20 protein-coding genes are annotated in these 19,338 nt (G+C 70.4%); 12 read left to right on the forward strand and 8 right to left on the reverse strand.

Annotated features, from left to right (window positions below):
- Positions 1 to 165 precede the first annotated feature (165 nt).
- The 4 genes from ACIRG5_RS44130 to ACIRG5_RS44145 all read left to right on the forward strand — a co-directional run bounded on the left by ACIRG5_RS44130 (position 166) and on the right by ACIRG5_RS44145 (position 3,245).
- Positions 166 to 690, forward strand: coding sequence for a hypothetical protein (locus ACIRG5_RS44130; RefSeq protein ID WP_402916683.1), 525 nt, complete (start codon positions 166 to 168; stop codon positions 688 to 690).
- Between the two features lie 91 nt (positions 691 to 781).
- Positions 782 to 1,339, forward strand: a complete 558-nt coding sequence (locus tag ACIRG5_RS44135) for a TetR/AcrR family transcriptional regulator (protein WP_402916685.1) — start codon at positions 782 to 784, stop codon at positions 1,337 to 1,339.
- Complete coding sequence (locus ACIRG5_RS44140; protein WP_402916687.1) at positions 1,336 to 2,226, forward strand: aldo/keto reductase; 891 nt, start codon at positions 1,336 to 1,338, stop codon at positions 2,224 to 2,226. The genes ACIRG5_RS44135 and ACIRG5_RS44140 overlap by 4 nt, the downstream gene beginning before the upstream one ends.
- A complete protein-coding gene (locus tag ACIRG5_RS44145) occupies positions 2,226 to 3,245 on the forward strand; it encodes an NADPH:quinone reductase (protein WP_402916689.1) in 1,020 nt (339 codons plus the stop codon). The genes ACIRG5_RS44140 and ACIRG5_RS44145 overlap by 1 nt, the downstream gene beginning before the upstream one ends.
- Before the next feature lie 29 nt (positions 3,246 to 3,274).
- On the opposite strand, the gene ACIRG5_RS44150 is transcribed toward ACIRG5_RS44145, so the two are convergent.
- From ACIRG5_RS44150 to ACIRG5_RS44170, 5 genes are all read right to left on the reverse strand, one after another.
- Positions 3,275 to 4,363 (reverse strand): acetate/propionate family kinase, encoded by a 1,089-nt coding sequence (locus tag ACIRG5_RS44150; protein WP_402916691.1) that lies wholly within the window; start codon positions 4,361 to 4,363, stop codon positions 3,275 to 3,277.
- Positions 4,360 to 6,690 carry a phosphoketolase gene (locus ACIRG5_RS44155; protein WP_402916693.1) on the reverse strand — a complete coding sequence of 777 codons (2,331 nt, stop codon included), beginning with the start codon at positions 6,688 to 6,690 and terminating at the stop codon, positions 4,360 to 4,362. Before ACIRG5_RS44155 ends, ACIRG5_RS44150 begins: the two co-directional genes overlap by 4 nt.
- A 129-nt stretch (positions 6,691 to 6,819) precedes the next feature.
- Positions 6,820 to 7,110, reverse strand: coding sequence for a hypothetical protein (locus ACIRG5_RS44160; protein ID WP_402916701.1), 291 nt, complete (start codon positions 7,108 to 7,110; stop codon positions 6,820 to 6,822).
- 149 nt (positions 7,111 to 7,259) lie between these two features.
- A complete protein-coding gene (locus ACIRG5_RS44165; protein WP_402916708.1) occupies positions 7,260 to 7,952 on the reverse strand; it encodes a universal stress protein in 693 nt (230 codons plus the stop codon).
- 106 nt (positions 7,953 to 8,058) lie between these two features.
- Positions 8,059 to 9,057, reverse strand: coding sequence for an Acg family FMN-binding oxidoreductase (locus ACIRG5_RS44170; protein WP_402916710.1), 999 nt, complete (start codon positions 9,055 to 9,057; stop codon positions 8,059 to 8,061).
- Positions 9,058 to 9,196: 139 nt separating this feature from the next.
- Between ACIRG5_RS44170 and ACIRG5_RS44175 the strand changes: the two genes are divergently transcribed.
- Positions 9,197 to 10,870 carry a GAF domain-containing protein gene (locus ACIRG5_RS44175; RefSeq protein WP_402916712.1) on the forward strand — a complete coding sequence of 558 codons (1,674 nt, stop codon included), beginning with the start codon at positions 9,197 to 9,199 and terminating at the stop codon, positions 10,868 to 10,870.
- On the opposite strand, the gene ACIRG5_RS44180 is transcribed toward ACIRG5_RS44175, so the two are convergent.
- The gene (locus ACIRG5_RS44180; protein ID WP_402916714.1) at positions 10,867 to 11,523 is read right to left on the reverse strand and encodes a response regulator; all 657 of its coding nucleotides are present in this window, start codon (positions 11,521 to 11,523) and stop codon (positions 10,867 to 10,869) included. The two genes, ACIRG5_RS44175 and ACIRG5_RS44180, sit on opposite strands and share 4 nt — an antisense overlap.
- 77 nt (positions 11,524 to 11,600) lie before the next feature.
- Positions 11,601 to 11,906 carry an SHOCT domain-containing protein gene (locus ACIRG5_RS44185; protein ID WP_402916716.1) on the reverse strand — a complete coding sequence of 102 codons (306 nt, stop codon included), beginning with the start codon at positions 11,904 to 11,906 and terminating at the stop codon, positions 11,601 to 11,603.
- A gap of 44 nt (positions 11,907 to 11,950) precedes the next feature.
- Between ACIRG5_RS44185 and ACIRG5_RS44190 the strand changes: the two genes are divergently transcribed.
- Genes ACIRG5_RS44190 through ACIRG5_RS44200 form a run of 3 tightly spaced genes read left to right on the forward strand, consistent with a single transcriptional unit; the run spans position 11,951 to position 14,108 of the window.
- A complete protein-coding gene (locus ACIRG5_RS44190; RefSeq protein WP_402916718.1) occupies positions 11,951 to 12,643 on the forward strand; it encodes a hypothetical protein in 693 nt (230 codons plus the stop codon).
- 26 nt (positions 12,644 to 12,669) lie between these two features.
- On the forward strand, positions 12,670 to 13,236 hold the full coding sequence (locus ACIRG5_RS44195) for an HPP family protein (RefSeq protein WP_402916720.1): 567 nt from the start codon (positions 12,670 to 12,672) through the stop codon (positions 13,234 to 13,236).
- Entirely contained in the window at positions 13,233 to 14,108 is an 876-nt protein-coding gene (locus ACIRG5_RS44200; protein ID WP_402916722.1) for a universal stress protein, read from the forward strand. Before ACIRG5_RS44195 ends, ACIRG5_RS44200 begins: the two co-directional genes overlap by 4 nt.
- Positions 14,109 to 14,168: 60 nt before the next feature.
- Here the strand turns inward: ACIRG5_RS44200 and ACIRG5_RS44205 are convergent, their stop codons facing one another.
- On the reverse strand, positions 14,169 to 14,615 hold the full coding sequence (locus ACIRG5_RS44205; protein WP_402916724.1) for a universal stress protein: 447 nt from the start codon (positions 14,613 to 14,615) through the stop codon (positions 14,169 to 14,171).
- A 146-nt stretch (positions 14,616 to 14,761) separates the two neighbouring features.
- Here ACIRG5_RS44205 and ACIRG5_RS44210 point away from each other — a divergent pair, with 146 nt between their 5' ends.
- From ACIRG5_RS44210 to ACIRG5_RS44225, 4 genes are all read left to right on the forward strand, one after another.
- Positions 14,762 to 14,959, forward strand: a complete 198-nt coding sequence (locus ACIRG5_RS44210; protein ID WP_402916726.1) for a DUF1918 domain-containing protein — start codon at positions 14,762 to 14,764, stop codon at positions 14,957 to 14,959.
- 4 nt (positions 14,960 to 14,963) lie between these two features.
- Positions 14,964 to 16,178 (forward strand): MgtC/SapB family protein, encoded by a 1,215-nt coding sequence (locus ACIRG5_RS44215; RefSeq protein WP_402916728.1) that lies wholly within the window; start codon positions 14,964 to 14,966, stop codon positions 16,176 to 16,178.
- Between the two features lie 77 nt (positions 16,179 to 16,255).
- Entirely contained in the window at positions 16,256 to 16,759 is a 504-nt protein-coding gene (locus tag ACIRG5_RS44220) for a universal stress protein (RefSeq protein WP_402916730.1), read from the forward strand.
- Complete coding sequence (locus ACIRG5_RS44225) at positions 16,756 to 19,332, forward strand: GNAT family N-acetyltransferase (RefSeq protein ID WP_402916732.1); 2,577 nt, start codon at positions 16,756 to 16,758, stop codon at positions 19,330 to 19,332. The genes ACIRG5_RS44220 and ACIRG5_RS44225 overlap by 4 nt, the downstream gene beginning before the upstream one ends.
- The last annotated feature ends 6 nt before the right edge of the window (positions 19,333 to 19,338 follow it).

The raw sequence follows: 19,338 nt of genomic DNA on the forward strand, positions 1-19,338 counted from the left end.
CGCTGCCCCTCAGACAACGAACTTCGTGGATGCAAACAACCGCTCCCCGGAGAGTCGGAACTGGATTCCCAGTCCAACTTCCGGGGAGCGGTTCAAGAACATTCCCCTCTTGGTGGGTCGCCGTACGCGCAGGCGCTGTACGTCCCGGCGGGAGCGGACACGGCGGTGGCGTCGCCGCCGCCCGACCACGACAGCGCGACGTTCTTCCACGAGAACATCCCGTTCCTCATCCCCGAGCGGCGGCTGTCCGCGTGGGTTCAGCCGGTTCTGCCGGACTGGATCGAAGACCGCGACGTCGAGTTCGAGTCGGACACCGTGAAGCAGCTCTTCGACGAACTGAAGCACCTCGACGAGTTGTGCGCGCTGGTCGGCGAACTGTGGCCGGCGCCGGACCGGTACACCGCGCTCCGCCTCGGCGGGTACGGCAGGGAGATCGGTGGTCAGGACGGTCCGTGGACGCAGATGGCGTCCGTCAACCTCGGTGATCGGCCTGGCGGCTCCGACCTCCAGAGGGCGGAGTGGTTCCGCCTGCTCCACGAGGAGGAGCGCCGGTTGAGGGGGGAATGGGTGCCGCTCGCCCAGTTCCCCACGGAAAGCGACGTCTACTACGGATGCTTCCTGATCAGCACCGATGATCTCGCTGCCCGGCGCTTCGACAGGATGCGGTCGTTCACGATGTTCACCGAGTAGTGCGCGGGAGGCCGTGAGACGGCGGCAAAGAGAACCGGAGTTCTGCTAGTGTCAGCGCAAACAGAACCCCGGCTCTTTTTGGAGAGATGCGGTGCCTCGACTCACTGAAGCTCGCAAGGAACTCCGGCGTGCGCAGATCACCGAGGCGGCGGTGCGCTGCTTCGGGCGCAGAGGTCTGGAGCGGACGTCGATCGCCGACATCACGGCGGAGTCGGGGCTGTCGACCGGATCGATCTACGCGCACTACCGCAACAAGGCGGAGCTGATCCAGGCCACGGCCCGCGCCACCCTCGTCGAACGCGCCGAGACGCTCGGCCGGTACGCCGACGGCGACCACCCGCCCGGCCCGGACGAACTGCTCGCCCGCATGACCGCCGCCATCGATCCGGTCGCGGCCAGGTTCGGCGTGCAGATCTGGGGCGAGGCGACGACCGACCCCGTGATCGGCGGCATCGTCGTGGACATGATCGACGGGGTGCGCGCGGTGGTGCGCGACTGCGTGACGGCGTGGCTGGTCAAGGTCGAGGGCCGGGATCCGGCCGAGGCGGGGGAGCGGGCCGCGCCGATCGCGCACCGGGTGATGGCGCTCTATCTCGCCGAACTGCTCCAGGCCGCGTTGCGGCCGAACACCGAGGAGACCACGTCATGACCGCCCTGACAGCGTCGTTCGACGGCCGCACCGTGCGCCGGGTCGGCTATGGCGCGATGCAACTCGAACGCCTGCACGACCGCCGCGACGATGCTGTGGCGCTGCTGCGGCGGGCGGTCGAGCTGGGTGTGGACCACGTGGACACCGCCGAGTTCTACGGCTTCGGGTTCGTCAACGAGGTGATCCGCCAAGCGCTGCGCGACGACGACGGGGTTCTGGTGGTCACCAAGGTCGGCGCCGACCCGAACCCCGAGGGTCCGCTTCCGCTGCGGCTGGCCCAGCGACCTGAACAGCTGCGGGCCAGCGTCGAGAACAACCTGCGCGGTCTCGGCACGGACCGGCTCGACGTGGTGAATCTCCGCCGCCTCGACACCGGCCCGGGCCTGCGGCCGGAAGGCGACCAGGTGGTCGATCTCGACGACCAGCTCGCGGTGATGACCGCCCTGCGCGACGAGGGCAAGATCGGCGCGATCGGTCTGAGCAGTGTGAGCCTCGACGTGGTGCGCCGGGCCCTGCCCGCGGGCATCGTGTGCGTGCAGAACGCCTACAGCCTCGTCTCCCGTGACGACGAGGACCTTCTCCAGCTGTGCCTGGCGGAAGGCATCGCCTGGGTCCCGTTCTTCCCGCTCGGCGGCACCTTTCCAGGCCTGCCCAAGGTGACCGACGAGCCCGCGGTGCACGCGGTGGCGGAGTCCTTGGACATCACGCCGTCTCAGGTCGGGTTGGCGTGGCTGCTGCACCACGCCCCGAACGTGCTGCTCATCCCCGGCACCGCCGACGTCGCTCACCTCGAAGCCAACGTGGCGGTCAGCGCGGTCACGTTCGACGCCGCGACCCTCGCCGCGCTCGACGCCGTGGAGTCCCGTTCCAGCGAAGTCGCCATCTGATGAGGGCCATCGCCTATCGCGACCACGGCGGCCCTGAGGTGCTCGAACTCGTCGACCGCGACGTGCCCTCACCCGGTCCCGGCGAGGTGCGCGTTCGAGTTGCCGTGTCGGGCGTGAACCCGGCCGACGCGCAGGCCCGTTCCGGCGACGCCCACCCGGCGAACTTCCCCGAGATCACCCCGCACAACGACGGCGCGGGCACGATCGACGCCGTCGGTCACGGTGTCGATCCCGGCCGGGCAGGCCAGCGGGTGTGGCTGTTCATGGCCGCGGCAGGGAGACCGGCGGGCACCGCGGCCGAGTTCACGGTCGTGCCCGCGGACCGAGCTGTACCGCTGCCCGACGACGTCGGGTTCGAGGCCGGCGCCGCGATCGGCATTCCCGCCCTCACCGCGCACCGTGCGCTCACCGTCGCCGAGGACGGGCCCCACCGTCTGCGGCCCGGTGCGCTCAACGGCAAGGTCGTGCTCGCCGCGGGCGGTGCCGGAGCGGTCGGGCACGCGGTGATCCAACTCGCCCGCTGGGCCGGTGCCACCGTGATCAGCACCGTCAGTGGTGAGGAGAAAGCCCGGCTGGCCACCGCCGCCGGCGCCCACCACGTCGTCAACTACCGTGAGGGCGACCCGGCCGCCGCGATCCGCGAGATCGCCCCGGACGGCGTCGACGTCATCGCCGAGGTCGCCCTCGGCGCGAACCTCGAACTCGACCTCGCCGTCCTGCGCTTCCGCGGCACGATCTCCACCTATGCCAACGAAGGCGGCCGCCCGGTCGACCTCGATGTGCGGCGGAACATGGTGATGAACACCCGCCTCCAGTTCCTCGTGCTCTACACCGCGGGACCGCAGGTCCTGGCCGCGGCCGTTGAGGACGTCGCCGCTGCGATCGCTGACGGCGCCCTACCCGTCGGCGAGGAACACGGTCTGCCGCTGCTGCGCTTCCCGCTCGACCGCACCGCTGACGCCCACCGCGCGGTGGAGAACGGGACCGTCGGCAAGGTCCTGGTCGATGTCGTGCCCTGAACCGCACGGGCCCGCGGTCAGTTGTGTTCTCATCCCTCAACGAGTGCGCGGGTCTGCGTGGCGATCTCGACGTCCTCCCGTGCCTCGACGACCCAGACCCCGACAGCCGAACCGTCTGCGCTGATGCGGTTGTCCCGCGAGACTTCGGAGTTGCGTCCCTTGTCGAGGGCGATGCCGAGGAAGGCCAGTCCGGCAGCGGTGTCCGCCCGCAATGCCGCGTCGTGCTCTCCCACGCCGCCGGTGAACACGAGCAGGTCGATTCCACCCAAGGACGCGGTCATCGCGGCAATGCTCTGGCACAGCCGGTGCACGTACACCTGCAAAGCGAGAACCGCGTGCTCGTCACCGTTCTCCGCGGCCTTGCGCACGTCCCTCAGGTCACCGCCGACCTCGGACAGGCCGGCAAGGCCGGAGTGGTGTTCCAGGCCGTCCTCGAGCTCGTCCAGCGACAGTCCGGCGCGCTGCAGCCACACCAGCAGGCCTGGGTCGACGTCGCCGCTGCGCGTGGCCATCACCAGGCCCGCCAACGGGGTGAAGCCCATCGTCGTGTCCACGGACCGTCCATTCGCGACAGCGGCGAGCGACGCCCCGGAACCGAGGTGGCAGCTCACCACGCGAGCGCCGGGCCTGCCTGCCAGTTCGGCCGCCCGCCGGGACGCGTAGGCGTGTGACAGGCCGTGGAAGCCGTACCTGTGCAGGTCCCACTTGCGGCGCCATGCGGCGGGCACGGCGTAGGTCGTGGCGGCCGCGGGCATCGTGGTGTGGAAGGCGGTGTCGAAGCATGCGATCTGAGGCACGTCGGGGAGCAGGTGGCGTGCCGCGTCGACGCCGGCGAGCGCGCGGGGCTGGTGCAGCGGCGCCAGTCCGGTGAGCGCCTCGATCCTGGCGCGCACGTCATCGTCGATCGCGGTGGCGCTGGTGAACTCGGAGCCACCGTGCACGACGCGGTGTCCTACGGCGTCAACAGATGGAGCGTCACGAAGGAAGTCCTCCAGCGGGCCGGTTTCGTCGCCGCACGACCACCGTTCGACGGTGGTCTCGGCGAGGACGGTGTCGTCCTCGCCGAGAACGCCGAGCTTCAGACTGGACGAGCCCGCGTTCACCACGAGAACGTTCACTGCCAGGTCCAGTCGCGAACCTCGGGCATGTCCTCGCCGTGCTCACGGATCCAGTTGTGGTGGCGGGTGCGCTGGTCCTGCATGTGCTGGCGCAGCCGGGCCGCCTTGGGGCCGAGGCCGGGCACGCGGTCGACGACGTCGATCACCAGCCGGTAGCGGTCCATGTCGTTGAGCACCAGCATGTCGAACGGTGTCGTCGTGGTGCCTTCCTCTTTGTAGCCGCGGACGTGCAGGTTGTGGTGGTTGGTGCGGCGGTAGGTCAGGCGGTGGATCAGCCACGGGTAGCCGTGATAGGCGAAGATGACGGGCCTGCCGGTGGTGAACAGCGCGTCGAACTCGCGGTCCGGCATCCCGTGCGGGTGTTCGGTGTCGGGCTGCAGGCGCATCAGGTCCACCACGTTGACCACGCGGACCCGCAACGTCGGCAGGTGCTCGCGCAGGAGCTTCGTCGCGGCGAGCACCTCGACGGTGGGGGCGTCGCCGGCACACGCCAGCACGACGTCCGGTTCCTCGATGCTGTCGTCGTTGCTCGCCCACTCCCAGATGCCGGCGCCACGGGTGCAGTGCAGGATCGCCTCGTCGACGTCGAGCCAGTCCGGTGTCTCGTTCTTGCCGGCCACGATCACGTTGACGTAGTCCCTGCTGCGCAGGCAGTGATCCGCCACCGACAGCAGCGTGTTGGTGTCCGGCGGCAGGTAGACGCGGACGACCTCGGCCTTCTTGTTCATCACGTGGTCGATGAAACCGGGGTCCTGGTGGGAGAAGCCGTTGTGGTCCTGGCGCCACACGTGCGAGCTGAGCAGGTAGTTCAGCGACGCGACGGGCCTGCGCCACTCCAGCTTCTTGTGCGTCTTGAGCCACTTGGCGTGCTGGTTGAACATCGAGTCGATGATGTGGATGAACGCCTCGTAGCAGTTGAACAAACCGTGCCTGCCGGTGAGCAGGTAGCCCTCCAGCATGCCCTGGCACAGGTGCTCGGACAGCACCTCGATCACCCGGCCGTCGTGCACCAGGTGCTCGTCGACCGCCAGTGTCTCGGCCTGCCACTGCTTCCCGGTCACCTCGTACACGGCTTCGAGGCGGTTGGACGCCGTCTCGTCCGGGCCGAAGATCCGGAAGCTCCTGGCGTCGGCGTTGAGCGTGATGACGTCGCGCAGCATCCGGCCGAGCACCCTGGTCGGTTCGGAGTGCGTGGTGCCGTGCTTCACGACCTCGGCGGCGTGCGCGCGAATCCCCGGTATCTTCAGCTCGCGCAACAACAGTCCGCCGTTGGCGTGCGGTGTCGAGCCCATCCGGTGCTCACCGGCCGGTACCAGCGCGTCGAGCTCCGGCCGCGGCGCTCCGTCCTCGTCGAAGAGTTCCGTCGGCCGGTAGCTCTGCAGCCAGGCCTCCAGCTGCCGCAGGTGCTCCGGGTTGTCCCGCACGCCCGACAGCGGCACCTGGTGCGCCCGCCAGGTGTTCTCGACCGGCACGCCGTCCACTTCGGACGGACCGGTCCAGCCCTTCGGGCTGCGCAGCACGATCATCGGCCACCGCGGCCGCTCCTCCGAGCCCCTGATGCGGTGGATCTCGTCCACGATCTGGTCGAGCACCTCCGCCATGCGGGCGTGCATCGCCTTGGGTTCGTCGCCCTCGACGTAGAACGGCGTGTAGCCGTAGCCGCGCAGCAACGCGTCCAGCTCGTCGTGCGGGATCCGCGAGAGCAGGCTGGGGTTGGCGATCTTGTAGCCGTTGAGGTGCAGGATCGGCAGCACCGTGCCGTCCCGCTGCGGGTTGAGGAACTTGTCGGCGTGCCAGCTGGCCGCGAGCGGGCCGGTCTCGGCCTCGCCGTCCCCGACCACGCACGCGACGATCAGACCGGGGTTGTCGAACGCGGCGCCGAACGCGTGCGCCAGCGAGTAGCCCAGTTCACCACCTTCGTGGATGGAGCCGGGCACCTCGGGCGCGACGTGGCTGGGCACCCCGCCGGGGAAGGAGAACTGCCGGAAGAGCTTCCGCATGCCTTCGGCGTCGCGCGGCACGTCCGGGTACGTCTCGCTGTAGGAGCCTTCCAACCACGTGTTGGCCAGCAACGCGGGACCGCCGTGGCCGGGGCCGGTCACGAACATCATGTCGAGGTCGCGCTCGCGGATGATCCGGTTGAGGTGCGCGTAGACGAAGTTGAGGCCCGGCGTGGTGCCCCAGTGGCCGAGCAGGCGGGGCTTGATGTGCTCCGGCGCCAGCGGTTCGGTCAGCAGCGGGTTGTCCATCAGGTAGATCTGGCCTGCCGACAGGTAGTTGGCGGCTCGCCAGTACGCGTCGACGAGCTCCAGGTCGGCGTTCGACATCTCTCGCTCCTCATTCGGGTTGGTGCGGTCAGTGGACGGGCGAACCGGTCGTGCACCCGCCGCGCGAGTTCCGCACCGGCTGACCCGATCCGTCCATTCAGGACACCGAACAGCGGCGGACCAGCGTCCTCATCGGGATTTCTCCTCGCCGGTTCGTCGATCCCAGACTTCCCGGACCGGCGGGCGCGGCGCAGAGCCCGTGGTCCCGGACACCGGAGGACCTAAAGACCTGTTGTGCTTGATCGTGCGCAGCACCGCACGGCTGATGATCCACACGGCCGGCGTGCTGATCCGCCAGTAGCGGTGGAAGCGGAGCCAGGCCGGGGGATCGGTGAGCGTCACGCGAATCTCGGACGAGAACAGCGTGCGGACCTTGCCGAAGCCCGGCGTGGCGAAGTCGGGGAAGTCACGGGCTCGCACGGAACGCACTTCACCACCGGCCGCCAGAACTTGCCGACCGCGCGCTCGCCACCGCTGCGGCACCTCGCGGAACCACAACGCGAACCCGCAAGGAATTCCACGTGGCCGCGGGATTCGCGTCGACCAGCACGTGGTCGGTGCGGCCGAACTCAGGCCTCGAGGCGAACCGGCCGGCGAGGAGTGGGGATGGCGGCACGGCGATGGCGTGCCGCCAGAACCGGCTGGTGCACCACGAGAACGGGGCACGGCGCGTGATGGAGCGAGGCTCTTGTGACGGTACCGCTCTCATGCGTGTCACCGGAACCGACGACGATGAGGTCGGTGTCCGTGCACCGCGCGATCGCTTCGTGCGGTTGCGCGCGGACGAGCACGGCATGGTGCCTGAACCCGTCGAGCACCGCGGCAGCACGCGCGAGCACGTACGTGGGGTCAGTGACCACGCCGTCCCGGACCGGAAGTTCCGGCGCGGCGTGGAGGACCCGCAGTGCCGCGTCGCGCCGCCGGGCGAAGTCCGCGGCGTGACGCAGCACCCGTCTGTCCCCGGGGCCACCGCTGACCAGCACGGTGACGTGGCGGTTCCGGGCGTCGACGGCCTCGGGCGTCCCGCGTACGACGACCGTGTCGCAGCGCGCCGAGGCCGGCGGTGGCAGGACGTCGCCACCCAGCCCCGGCGCCGAGGTTCTTCGTCTCCGGTAGCCGACGACCACGAGCTGGGCGCGGAAGTCGTCCTGCGGACGGTGGATCTCAAGGCCTGTGCCGACGAGCTGGGCGTAGGCGGCGGCCCACCGCAACACTGCCTCGTCACGCCGGGCGCCGTCCTGGATGATCACGACTGGTTCCATGCGTCGACAATGGCTCGCGGCGTCCATCTGGAGCAGTGCGGGAAGGGTCCGTCCGGCCGGGACCAAAGTCCCAGCGCCGCAGGGCCGGTCACGCGACGTGGACGCCTCAGCACTCGGCGCGATCCTTCGAATCCAGCAGGAGCTCGGCCACCGGGCGTCGCGGCGTGGCCGGGACCGGCGTGCTGAACCCCACGCGCAGCACGGTCTGCGGGACGAGCGTTCCGCCGAGGGAGCGCCGCAGCTCCTCGCGGATCCGCCGCACCTCGACCGGCTGGGACAGGAACGACGCGGACAGCCCGTGCGTGGTCGCGGTGAGCAGCACGCGTTGCAGCGCCTGGCCTGCCTGCAGTTCGCCGAGCGGGCCGTCGTAGAAGGAGCAGAGCACCACGACGAGCGGGTCGGACTCGTAGTCCTTGCCGGGATGGCGTTCGGGGCCCTGGAAGTTTCGGAACGCCCACTCGTCCTGCAGCTCCGGCCGGAGCCCCGCCGACGTGGGTGGCACGCCGTCCACCGCGTGCGGCCGGTGGCCGGTGAAGGCCGCCAGCTCCGCCTGCACGGCCCCGTCGCCCAGCTGGATCTGGTGCGCCTGCTGGACGAATCGCTTGAGCTGGGCCCGGTCCTCAGGGGTCGTGACCACGTGCAGCCACGAGCGTTCCAGCTCGGCCGCCCGCACCAGGGAGTGACGCTGGCGAGGGTCGACAGGGGCGTCGTGGAACGGGTGGCGGTTGGTGCGCCGGTGGGGAACGGCGTCGAGCAGCGCGTGGTTCTCCGCGTCGGGCTTGACCGTGCCGCCCTTGCGCACGACGGCGAGCGCGCCGGGTGCGTCCTGACCCGGCAGCATCGTGACGAGCGGGCGCACTCCCATGTCCTGCAACACCAGCCGCATGTTGTACAGCGCCGCGCCGCACGACAGCCGGAGTTCGCGATCCTCGGGATCGGTCGCCTCCAGCCTGCGCGAGGTGTCCGGGTGCAACTCGATGCGGTCGGACCGGACGCGGAACCGCCAGGGCTGGGTGTTGTGGACCGACGGCGCGAGCGAGGCCGCCGCCAGCACCCGCTCGACCTGCTCGGGTCCCAGTCCCAGCGCCGCGGTCACCTCGGCCATGTCCGTCACCCCATCGTGTTGCCGTTCGAACTCCTGACCGGTCCACTGTCTGCGCAACCCCCTGGCGGTCCCAGCGTCGAAGGTCCCGACCTGGCAGGGACCGCTTGGCGTCGCCACGCCCTCGTGACAGGCTTGATCCATGGCCGACCCGCAGGACCCACCGGTACGCAGCCTGCTCGGTGGGCTGCGCTTGGACGAACTGCTCGACGAGATGCGCGACCGGCTCGCCGAGATCGGGTCCACGCGCGACAAGATGCAGAGCCTGCTCGACGCGGTCCTCGCCGTCGGCGCCGGCCTGGAGCTGGACTCCACCCTGCAGCGCATCGTCCAGGCCGCGGTGGAGCTCGTGGGCGCCCGCTACGGCGCGCTGGGCGTCCTCGGCTCGCGGCACAACCTCTCGCAGTTCGTCTACGTCGGCATCGCCCCGGAGACCCGTGCACACATGGGACACCTGCCGGAGGGCAAGGGCCTGCTCGGTCTGCTGATCAAGGACCCGAGGGCGATCCGGTTGCACGACCTGAGCGAGCACGTGGCGTCGGTCGGCTTCCCGCCCAACCATCCGCCGATGCACAGCTTCCTCGGCGTGCCCGTGCGAGTGCGCGACGAGATCTTCGGCAACCTCTACATGACCGAGAAGATCGGCGGCGGCGACTTCACCGCCGACGACGAGGTCGTGCTGGCGGCGCTGGCCGCCGCGGCCGGTGTCGCGGTGGAGAACGCCCGCCTGTTCGAACGGTCGCGGATGCGCGAGCGGTGGCTGGAGGCGACGGCGGAGATCAACGCCCAGCTCCTCGGCGGCGCCACCGCCGAGGACGCGTTGCGGCTGATCGGCCAGCGCACCGTGGAGCTGGCGTCGGCGTCGTGGGCGGCGGTGCTGTTGCGGGACGGCAAGGAACTCCGCAGGGCGGCGTACGCGGGCAACGAGGCTGTCCCCGACACCTTCGCCACCGACGCGCCGGTGCTCGCGCAGGTGCTGGAGACGGCCGCTCCCGCGTTGGTCGAGGAGGCGGACGGCCAGCTCGGCGACCTGCCCGCGCGGACGGGAGCCGCGGTCGTGCTGCCGCTGCGGGCCGGTACCGCGGTCACCGGTGTCCTGCTCGCCGTCCGGGACAAGGACGCCGCCCCGTTCGGTGCGGACCTGATGCCTTTGCTGGCCTCGTTCGCGGACCAGGCGGTGGTCGCGATCGAGTTCGCGGAGAACCAGAGCGCGAAGCGCCTGGTGGACGTGCTGGAGGACCGCGACCGGATCGCCCGCGATCTGCACGATCACGTGATCCAGCGGTTGTTCGCCACTGGAATGAGTCTGCAGGGCGCGCTGACGTGGGTGACTCATCCGGAGGCTCGCAGGCGGGTGACGAAGGCGGTGAACCAGCTCGACCAGACCGTGCTGGAGATCCGCACGTCGATCTTCGACCTGCAGGCGGACTCCGGTGACACCGGTCTGCGGCGCAGGTTGCTCAACATCGTCGCCGAACTCACCGAGGACGGCGAGCTGAGTCCGGCGGTGCGGATGTCGGGCACCATCGACAGCCTCGTGCCCGACTACATCGGGGAGCACGCCGAGGCGGTGGTGCGCGAGACCGTGAGCAACGCGCTGCGCCACGCACACGCCACGGAGCTGACGCTCACCGTCGAGGCGGGCGACGCGTTGGTGATCTCGATGGTCGACAACGGCCTGGGCATGCCGCCTGACGTGGCCCGCAGCGGTCTGCGCAACCTGGAGCAGCGCGCGGCCGAGCTGAACGGCGTGCTCACCGTCGGCGAGGAGCCCGGTGGCGGCACGCGGGTGACGTGGCGGGTACCGCTGGACTAGCCGGTTTCGTTGTCGTGGGTGGGCCTGCGCAGCTGTGAGGCCAGCACGGCGGCCTGGGTGCGGCGTTCGAGGCCGAGTTTCGCGAGCAGGTGCGAGACGTAGTTCTTCACGGTCTTCTCCGCGAGGAACATCTTCTCCGCGATCTGCCGGTTCGTCAGGCCGTCGCCGATGTAGTCGAACACGGTCCGCTCCTGCTCGGTGAGCGCGCGGACGGGGTCGCCCTGCTCTCGTTCGCGGCGGATGCGGTTGAGCAGCGCGGCCGTGGACCGTGCGTCCAGAAGGGACTGTCCGGCCGCCACGGTCTTCACCGCCGTGGTGAGGTCGGTGCCGAGGATGCGCTTGAGCACGAACCCGGACGCGCCCGCCATGATCGCGTCGAACAACGCCTCGTCGTCGGTGAACGACGTGAGCATCAGGCATTTGAGGTCCGGCATGCGGGACATCAGCTCGCGGCACAGCTCGATGCCGTTGCCGTCGGGCAGCCGGACGTCGAGCACCGCCACGTCGGGGTTGGTCGCCGGGACCATCGTGAGCGCCTCGGTCACCGAGGCGGCCTCGCCCACGACCTCCAGGTCGGGGGAGGCGCTGAGCAGTTCCCTGATGCCTACCCTGACGATCTCGTGGTCGTCCACCAGGAAGACTCTCGACACCACCGCAACCACCTTCTCTCGATCGTTCCGCGATCACGATCTCTCAGCCGGCCGGCGGCACACAGGGACCAAAGACCCTGTCACCTGGAATCGAGCGTCTTCCGGATCCGGTCGAACTCCTCGGTGTCGATGTCACCCCGGGCCAGCCGCTCCCTCAGTATGCGGGTCTCCGAGCCGGTGTGCGGGGCCCGGCGCAGCAGCACGACCACCAACGCGACCAGGCCGCCCCAGAACACCAGCATGGTCAGCGCCATCATCGAGAACCCGCCCCAGCCCATCGGGGTGCCGTAGTACCAGTTCATCATCGTCGCCTCCGTCGTCGTGTCCAGGTTGTTCCCGGTGACCCGGCCGTGCGGAGAGTCGAAGTGCCCGATCCGGGTGAGCACGTCCGCTCTGTCCGCGCGGTGCACCGCGGCGGAATCGTCGGGGCATGCGATGGAATCCAGCGGAGTCGGCGGAAATCGTCGAGGCAGCCGTCAAAGCGCCCGTGTACAGCGCGGACCGCCCGTGGGCGCTGGAGCTGCACGGCCGTTCGGTCTACCTCTTCGAGTCAGGACAACGGTCCGGGCACGACCCGCTCGGCTTCGACCGGCTGCTCTCGTGCGGCGCCGCCCTGGAACACGTCGTGCTGGCCGTCCGGTACGCCGGGTGGCATCCGCACGTCGTGTTCCCGACCGACCAGGCCAGCCCAGACGTGCTCGCCGTCGTCCGGGCGGACCGCCGCGAGCCACCGGACCCGCAGGATCTCGACCTGCACCGGGCGATCCGCCTCGCCGACGCGTCCGGTTCCGGCGACGCTCACGCGCTCGGGTGGGCGAGCCACTGGGCGGGGACGGAGCTGCGCTCGCTGAACGACCACGAACTCGTCGTGATCACCACCGGCGACCGGCGCCCTGACCACGTCCGGGGCGGTGCGGCCCTGCAGGCCGCGGTGCTGGCGGGACGCGGTGGGGGCGTGGCCGTCCGGCCGGTGGTCCACCTGGTGCACCGCCAGGAGTGGCGGGCGGGCCTGATCGAACGGCACGAGCTCGCCGGCTTTCCGCAGGCGATGGCGATCGTCGGTGCCAAGGGCCCGGTCGGCACGGGACCTGCGGCAGCGTCGGCCGGTCGTTCCGATTCCTAGCGTCGAAGCAGGAAGGGAGCTCTGCCATGCGTGCTCGCGACATCATGACCAGCCCGGTGATCACCGTGAAACCGGCCGTACCGCTCAAGGGCGCGGCCGCGCTGATGGTCTCGCACGGGTTCACCGCACTGCCCGTCGTCGATGACGACAAGCGCCTCATCGGCATCATCACCGAGGCCGACCTGGTGCGCGGCAAGTACCTCGAGGAGACCGGCACTGTCGTCGCCGACGTGATGACCACCCCCGCCGTCGCGATGGACGCCGCCGCGCCGGCCGAGATGCTCGCGCGCGTGATGATCGACGACCGGCGGCGGTGCGTCCCGATCGTCGACGGCTCGACCGTGATCGGTGTGGTCACCCGCCGCGATCTGGTGAGGGTGATCGCCAGGGCCGACACGACGGTGACCGCGGAAGTCCAGCGCGTGCTCGACATGTACGGCGGCGGTCGCAAGTGGACGGTCAGTGTCGTCGACGGCGAGGCCGTCATCGGCGCCGCGACCACCGACGAGGACACCGAACGGGTTCTCGTCGCACTCGCCGACGCCGTGCCGGGAGTGCGCCGCGCCCGTGTTCTGACTGGAGGACGACGATGAAATCCCCATCCGCCCCGATCGTGGCCGGCGTCGACGGCTCCACCTCCGCGCTGCTCGCCGTGGCGTGGGCCGCGCAGGAGTGCGCCCGGCACAAGGTGCCGTTGCGGCTCGTGCACGCCTACGTGCTGCCGACCCGCGGCTATCCCGAGATCATCCTGACCGGCAACGAGATCCGTCAGGCGATCGAGCAACTGGGCCGCGACAAGCTGGACGAGGCCACCGCGGCCGCGCGGGCGGCGGCGCCCGGCGTCGAGGTGACCACCGAGATCGCGTGTTGCGGCGCCACCACGTTGCTGATCGAGGAGTCGAAGTCCGCGCGCCTCGTCGTGGTCGGCTCGCAGGGCCTGGGCACCGTGACCGGCATGATCGTCGGCTCCACCGCCCTGGCGCTGGCGGCACACGGCAAGAGTCCCGTCGTCGTGGTGCGCGGCACGTCCGTGCCCGATGGGCCTGTCGTCGTCGGTGTCGACGGCTCTCCGACGAGTGAGGCCGCGCTGGCGTTCGCCTTCGAGACGGCGTCTGTGCGCGACACGCAGCTGACCGTCGTGATGTGCTGGACCGACTTCATGGTCGAGAGCGCGTACAGCTCGTCGCGGTTCACCGTGGACTGGGGCCAGGTGGAAGCCGACGAACGCAGGCTGCTGGCGCAACGCCTCGCCGGGTGGCAGGAGAAGTACCCGGACGTGCAGGTGCACCCGGTGGTCGTGCGCGATCGGCCCGTGCGGGCGCTGATGCGGTACGGGGCTGAGGCTCAGCTCGTGGTGGTGGGTAGCCACGGGCACGGCGGGTTCGCCGGGATGCTGCTCGGCTCGACGAGTCAGGCACTCGTCTACAACGCGCCGTGCCCGTTGGCGATCGTGCGACCCGACTAGGCCGCGTCACCCGCCGGGCTTCCCCTTCGTCCTCGTGATGAAGGGGAAGCCCGGCGTGCTTCACCGGGTCGTGGTCGGAGGAATGACCACGACCGGGCATTCGGCGTGGCGCAGGCAGTTCGCGGCGACGCCGTGCGCAAGGAACTCGCGGACGGCTCCGCGCCCTCGCGTGCCGATCACCAGCAGTTCGGCGTGCTTCGAGGCCTCGGCCAAGTGGTCCGCCGCATCGCCCACCACGACGCACTCGGCGACGTCCGGTGCGTCGAACATCGTCGCGCGGACCTGCTGCACGGTGGCGTGGAGTTCGCGCGCCGGGTGCCGTCTGGGCATCTCGCCGTACGGGTTGAGGCCCATCGGCACGGCCGGCACCACCACGGGCTCCTGCTGGTAGGCCAGCATCGCCTCCACCCTGGCGCCCCGGTGCGAAGCCTCTTCCAACGCCCAGCGCAACGCCGCGCGCGACTCCGTCGAACCGTCGACGCCGACCAGGATCACACGTGTCCTCATGGCTGCTCCCATCACTCGGAACCAGCGTGCGGCTCTGGAGTAACCGCTGGCAGGGACCAACGTCACGAGCCAGGTGAGCCCATCCGCACTGCTGACGCGCACGCGCGTGACGAACTCTTGATCGCACGGAGCGAATGGAGGACGTCATGAAGGTGAAGAGGGGCGACTGGTTGGTGGAGCCCGGCGGCCGGCGCGGACAGGTCACGGCGGTCAAGCACGCGGAGGGCAGACCTCCCTACCTCGTGCGGTGGCTGGACACCGAGCACGAGGCACTGGTGTTCCCCGGCCCGGACACGCACGTCGTCACGGCTGAGGAAGAGGCCGCGCGCCTGCGCGCGGGCTGAGCCGGTGGACACCGCTGTCGCACTCGGCCACCTCGCGACGGCGCTCGCGATCGGGTTGCTGCTGGGCGTGGAGCGGGAGCACGACAACGCGCACGACTCGGCCAGGCCCGCGGGTTCGCGGACGTTTCCGCTGATCGCGCTGGCCGGAGCGGTCAGCGCCGCGCTGTCACCCGTCGCTGTCGCCGTCGCGCTCGGTGCGGTCGCCGCGCTCGTCATCACCTGGTACCTGCGCACCTCCGAGCCGGGTGCCACGACCGAGATCGCCGCCATCGCCACGTTCCTGCTGGGCGCGCTCGCCTGGCATCGGCCCGAGCTCGCGGTGCCGGTGGGTGTCGCGGCTGCCGCGCTGCTGGCGGCCAAGCGGCCGTTGCACCGGTTCGCCCGCAAGGTGGTGAGCGATCAGGACGTGCGCGACGCGATGATCCTGTTCGTCGTCGCGTTCGTCGTGCTGCCGCTGCTGCCCAACCGGCCGCTCGGCCCGTACGGGGTGCTGAACCCCGCACGGGTGTGGTGGCTGGTCATCGCCGTCACGGTCATCGGCTGGGCAGGCTACGTGGCGGCACGCGCGTTCGGTGAGCGCTGGGGTCTGCTGGTCACCGGGTTCGCCGGTGGCTTCGTCTCCGGCTCGGCGACGACCGCGGTGATGGCGCGCAAGCACCGAACCGTTGGTGCGGCGGCTTTTCCGGGTGCGGTGGCGGTCAACCTGGCCACACTCGCACAGATCGTCTCGGTGACCGCCATCGCGAGTCCGCCTGTCGCGCTGAGACTGCTGCCCGCGATCGGAGCGGGAGCGCTGGTGCTGCTGGTCGAGGTGGCGTGGCTCGTCTGGCGCACCAGGCCCGTTGCAGCGGAGAACGACGAGCCCGTGGTGAGCAGGCCGATGTCGGTGAAGGCGGCGCTGTCCCTGGCGGCGATCCTCGTGCTGTTCCTGGTGGTCACCCGTGCGGCAGCGGAGTGGCTCGGCGGTGGGGGAGTGGTGGCAGCCGGCGCTCTGGGTGGGCTGGCCGACGCGCACGCCGCGGCGATCGCGGCCGCTTCGCTTGCGCCACAGTCGATTTCGGTGCACATCGCGGTGCTGGCATGCGGTGCCGCGCTGGCCACGAACACCGTCGTGAAACTCGTGCTGGCCACGGTGGCCGGCGGACCGCGGTTCGCGCTGAGGCTCGCCGCGTGGCTCGCGCCCGCGGTCGTCGCGGTCGGGCTGGGCATGGCCTGGTAGACCGGGGACGAAGGTCCCGGACGGCGCGGGACCGCGGGCACTCACCGGCCGCGGCGCGGACCGCGAGGCTGAAGTACATGAGCGAGAACGAGTCCCGGCCCGTGGTGGTCGGAGTTGATGGATCACCCGCCTCGCAGGCGGCGTTGCGGTGGGCCGTCGAGGATGCTCGGCGGCGCGGATGCCCGGTCGACGTGATCTCGGCGTGGCACCCGGACTACGGCGGCATGATCGGACCGGTGCCCGCCGAGGTGCTGATGGCGTTGTCCCCACAGGCGATGAAGGAGTCGGCGCAGAAGGCGCTCGACGGTGCGGTGCACGGGTTCGAGGGCGTGGAGATCCGCCGGATCCTGGTCGAGGGCGATCCCAGGGACGCGCTCACCAAGGCGTCCGAGGAAGCGGAACTGCTCGTCGTCGGCAGCCGCGGGCACAACACGGTCGTCGAGGTCGTTCTCGGCTCGGTCAGCTCGTACTGCGTGCACCACGCCGCGTGCCCGGTCGTCGTGATCCGGGAGCCGAAGACCAAGAAGGAGCACGCGTTCGTTGCTGCGGCTGCAGCGGTGACGCCTGGACCGTTGCTGTGAACGCGGCGGCGTTGCTGGCGGACGGCTCGGTCGTCACGGTGCGCGAGCTGGGGCTGGACGACGTGGCGGCGCTGCTCGAGCTGCACCACGGCCTGCCGGTCGAGGACCGCTACCTCAGGTTCTTCAGCTCGTCGCCGAGCCAGCTGCAGGACTTCGTCGAACGGATGATCTCGCCGGACGCCCCGCGCCACGTGGTGCTCGGCGCGTTCCGCGAGGACCGGTTGCTGGGAGCCGCGAGCTACGTCGTGGTGCGCGAGACGGACTTCGCGGAAGTCGCGCTGGTGGTGTCGCACGCCGAGCAGGCCCACGGCGTCGGCACCCTCCTGCTCGAACACCTCGCCTCCCTGGCACGCGGTCGAGGCGTGCGTCGCTTCACCGCCGAGGTGCTCACGATCAACGGCCGGATGCTGCGCGTGTTCACGCGCATGGGGCTTGTCACCTCGATCGTCCCCGACGGCGAGGTCATCTACGTCGAGCTCGTCCTCGAGCCCGGCGAGACCTACCTCGACGCGACGAGCGCCCGTGAGTCGCGCGCCGACGTCGCGAGCCTGACCCACGTGCTGCGTCCCACTTCGATCGCCGTGATCGGTGCCGGACGATCAGAGGGGTCTGTCGGGCACGCGATCCTGCGAAACCTGGTCGACGGCGACTTCACCGGCGACCTGTACGCGGTCAACCCGCACGCGAAGTCCGTAGCCGGAGTCGACTGCTACGACTCGGTGAACGAGCTGCCGGAAGCACCTGAACTGGCCGTGGTGTGCGTGCCGGCGAAAGCTGTTCCCGCTGTCGCGGACGAGTGCGGTCGCAGGGGCGTTCGCGCGCTGGTCGTCATCTCGTCCGGCGTCAACGCCGAGGAACTGCTGCAGGCCGTCCGCGCACACGGCATGCGGCTCGTCGGGCCGAACTGCCTTGGTGTGTCGACGAGTGCGCCCGGCGTGCGGATGAACGCCACTTTCGCGGCGCACAGCACCCCGGCGGGCAGCATCGGACTGGTCACCCAGTCCGGCGGCATCGCGATCGGCGTGCGGGAAGAGCTGCGCCGCCTCGGTCTCGGCCTGTCGACCCTCGTCTCCACCGGCGACAAGCTCGACATCAGCAGCAACGACCTGCTGATGTGGTGGGAACACGACCAGGACACTCACATCATCGCGCTGTACCTGGAGTCCTTCGGCAACCCGCGCAAGTTCGCCCGCATCGCCCGCCGCGTCGCCGCCACCAAACCGGTGCTGGCCATCCGCGCGGCCACGAGTGAAGCCGGCCAGCGCGCCGCCGCCTCGCACACCGCCTCGACCGCGACGCCGTCGGTCACCAGGGACGCGCTGTTCCGGCAGGCGGGCGTGATCGCGGTCGACAGCATTCCGGAACTGACCGACGCCGTGATGGCCCTGAGCAGGCAGCCTCTCCCGAGTGGACGGTCGGTGGCGGTGCTGAGCAACGCGGGTGGACTCGGGGTGCTGGCCGCGGACGCCTGTGTGCGCCAAGGCCTGCAGATGGCCGCACTCGGCGACGAGACCCGCAAGGCGTTGGCGCAGTTGATGCCGCACACGGCGAGCGTGCAGAACCCGGTCGACACCACCGCCGTCGTCGACGAGAAGATCTTCGCCCGCTGCCTCGACGTCATCGGCGCCGACCCGGCGGTCGACTCCGTGATCACCGTGACGGTGCCGACCGCACTCGGTGATCCCACCGGTGGCGTGCACGACGTCGAAGGCAAACCGGTGCTCGCCGTGCGCACCGGCCAAACCGAACGGCTCGCAGGTGAAGTGCCCTGCTACGCCGAACCCGCTCGCGCCGCCGCGGCACTGGCGCGGCTGGTCGAACGCGCGGACTGGCTGGCCCGCCCGAGGGAGTTCGCCCGCCTGAACCGGATCGACCTCGGCGCCGCGAGAACGATCGTGGCCGACCGGCAGGGCTGGCTGCCTCCGGACGAGGTGATGGCGCTGCTGACCACGTTCGGGCTCCCGGTGCTGGGCGGAACGCTCGCGACGACCGCGGAACACGCGGTGGCGGCGCAACTGGCCTACGACGTCCCGGTCGCGCTCAAGGCGGTGGCCGACGACCTGCTGCACAAGAGCAAGGGAGGCGGCGTGGAACTCGGCGTCACCGGCGCGGGCGGGGTGGCGGAAGCGTTCCGCGCGTTCCAGGAACGCTTCGGCGACCGGTTGCGCGGAGTGTTCGTGCAACCGATGGCGTCCGGCGGCCGGGAACTGCTGGTCGGTGTCGTCACCGACGAGAAGTTCGGGCCGCTCGTGGTCACGGGCCTCGGCGGCGTGGACACCGACCTGCTCGACGACCGCGCGGCGGCGCTCGCGCCATTGTCCACAGCGGACGCCGATGACCTGCTGCACGGCTTCCGCACCGCGGGCCACGTGCTCGCCGACACCGACGAGGACGCCGTCCGGGAGGTGCTGCTCCGCGTCGCCGAACTGGCCGGCGCACTGCCCGAGATCGTCGAGCTCGACATCAACCCGTTGGTGCTGACGGACAAGGGATGCGTGGTCGTCGACGCACGAGTGCGCGTCGCACCGGCCCAGCACACCGACCCGTTCCTGCGCCGCCTGCGCACCACCTGACCACGC

Source organism: Lentzea sp. NPDC102401 (assembly GCF_044765805.1).
Lineage (GTDB): Bacteria > Actinomycetota > Actinomycetes > Mycobacteriales > Pseudonocardiaceae > Lentzea > Lentzea sokolovensis.

Excerpts from the sequence above, each read along its gene's own strand:
- ACIRG5_RS44140 (WP_402916687.1), top strand. The coding sequence starts at position 1,336 with ATGACCGCCCTGACAGCGTCGTTCGACGGCCGCACCGTGCGCCGGGTC.
- ACIRG5_RS44165 (WP_402916708.1), bottom strand. The coding sequence starts at position 7,952 with ATGGAACCAGTCGTGATCATCCAGGACGGCGCCCGGCGTGACGAGGCA.
- ACIRG5_RS44190 (WP_402916718.1), top strand. The coding sequence starts at position 11,951 with ATGCGATGGAATCCAGCGGAGTCGGCGGAAATCGTCGAGGCAGCCGTC.
- ACIRG5_RS44220 (WP_402916730.1), top strand. The coding sequence starts at position 16,256 with ATGAGCGAGAACGAGTCCCGGCCCGTGGTGGTCGGAGTTGATGGATCA.
- ACIRG5_RS44175 (WP_402916712.1), top strand. The coding sequence starts at position 9,197 with ATGGCCGACCCGCAGGACCCACCGGTACGCAGCCTGCTCGGTGGGCTG.
- ACIRG5_RS44170 (WP_402916710.1), bottom strand. The coding sequence starts at position 9,057 with ATGGCCGAGGTGACCGCGGCGCTGGGACTGGGACCCGAGCAGGTCGAG.
- ACIRG5_RS44195 (WP_402916720.1), top strand. The coding sequence starts at position 12,670 with ATGCGTGCTCGCGACATCATGACCAGCCCGGTGATCACCGTGAAACCG.
- ACIRG5_RS44210 (WP_402916726.1), top strand. The coding sequence starts at position 14,762 with ATGAAGGTGAAGAGGGGCGACTGGTTGGTGGAGCCCGGCGGCCGGCGC.
- ACIRG5_RS44200 (WP_402916722.1), top strand. The coding sequence starts at position 13,233 with ATGAAATCCCCATCCGCCCCGATCGTGGCCGGCGTCGACGGCTCCACC.
- ACIRG5_RS44145 (WP_402916689.1), top strand. The coding sequence starts at position 2,226 with ATGAGGGCCATCGCCTATCGCGACCACGGCGGCCCTGAGGTGCTCGAA.
- ACIRG5_RS44205 (WP_402916724.1), bottom strand. The coding sequence starts at position 14,615 with ATGAGGACACGTGTGATCCTGGTCGGCGTCGACGGTTCGACGGAGTCG.
- ACIRG5_RS44155 (WP_402916693.1), bottom strand. The coding sequence starts at position 6,690 with ATGTCGAACGCCGACCTGGAGCTCGTCGACGCGTACTGGCGAGCCGCC.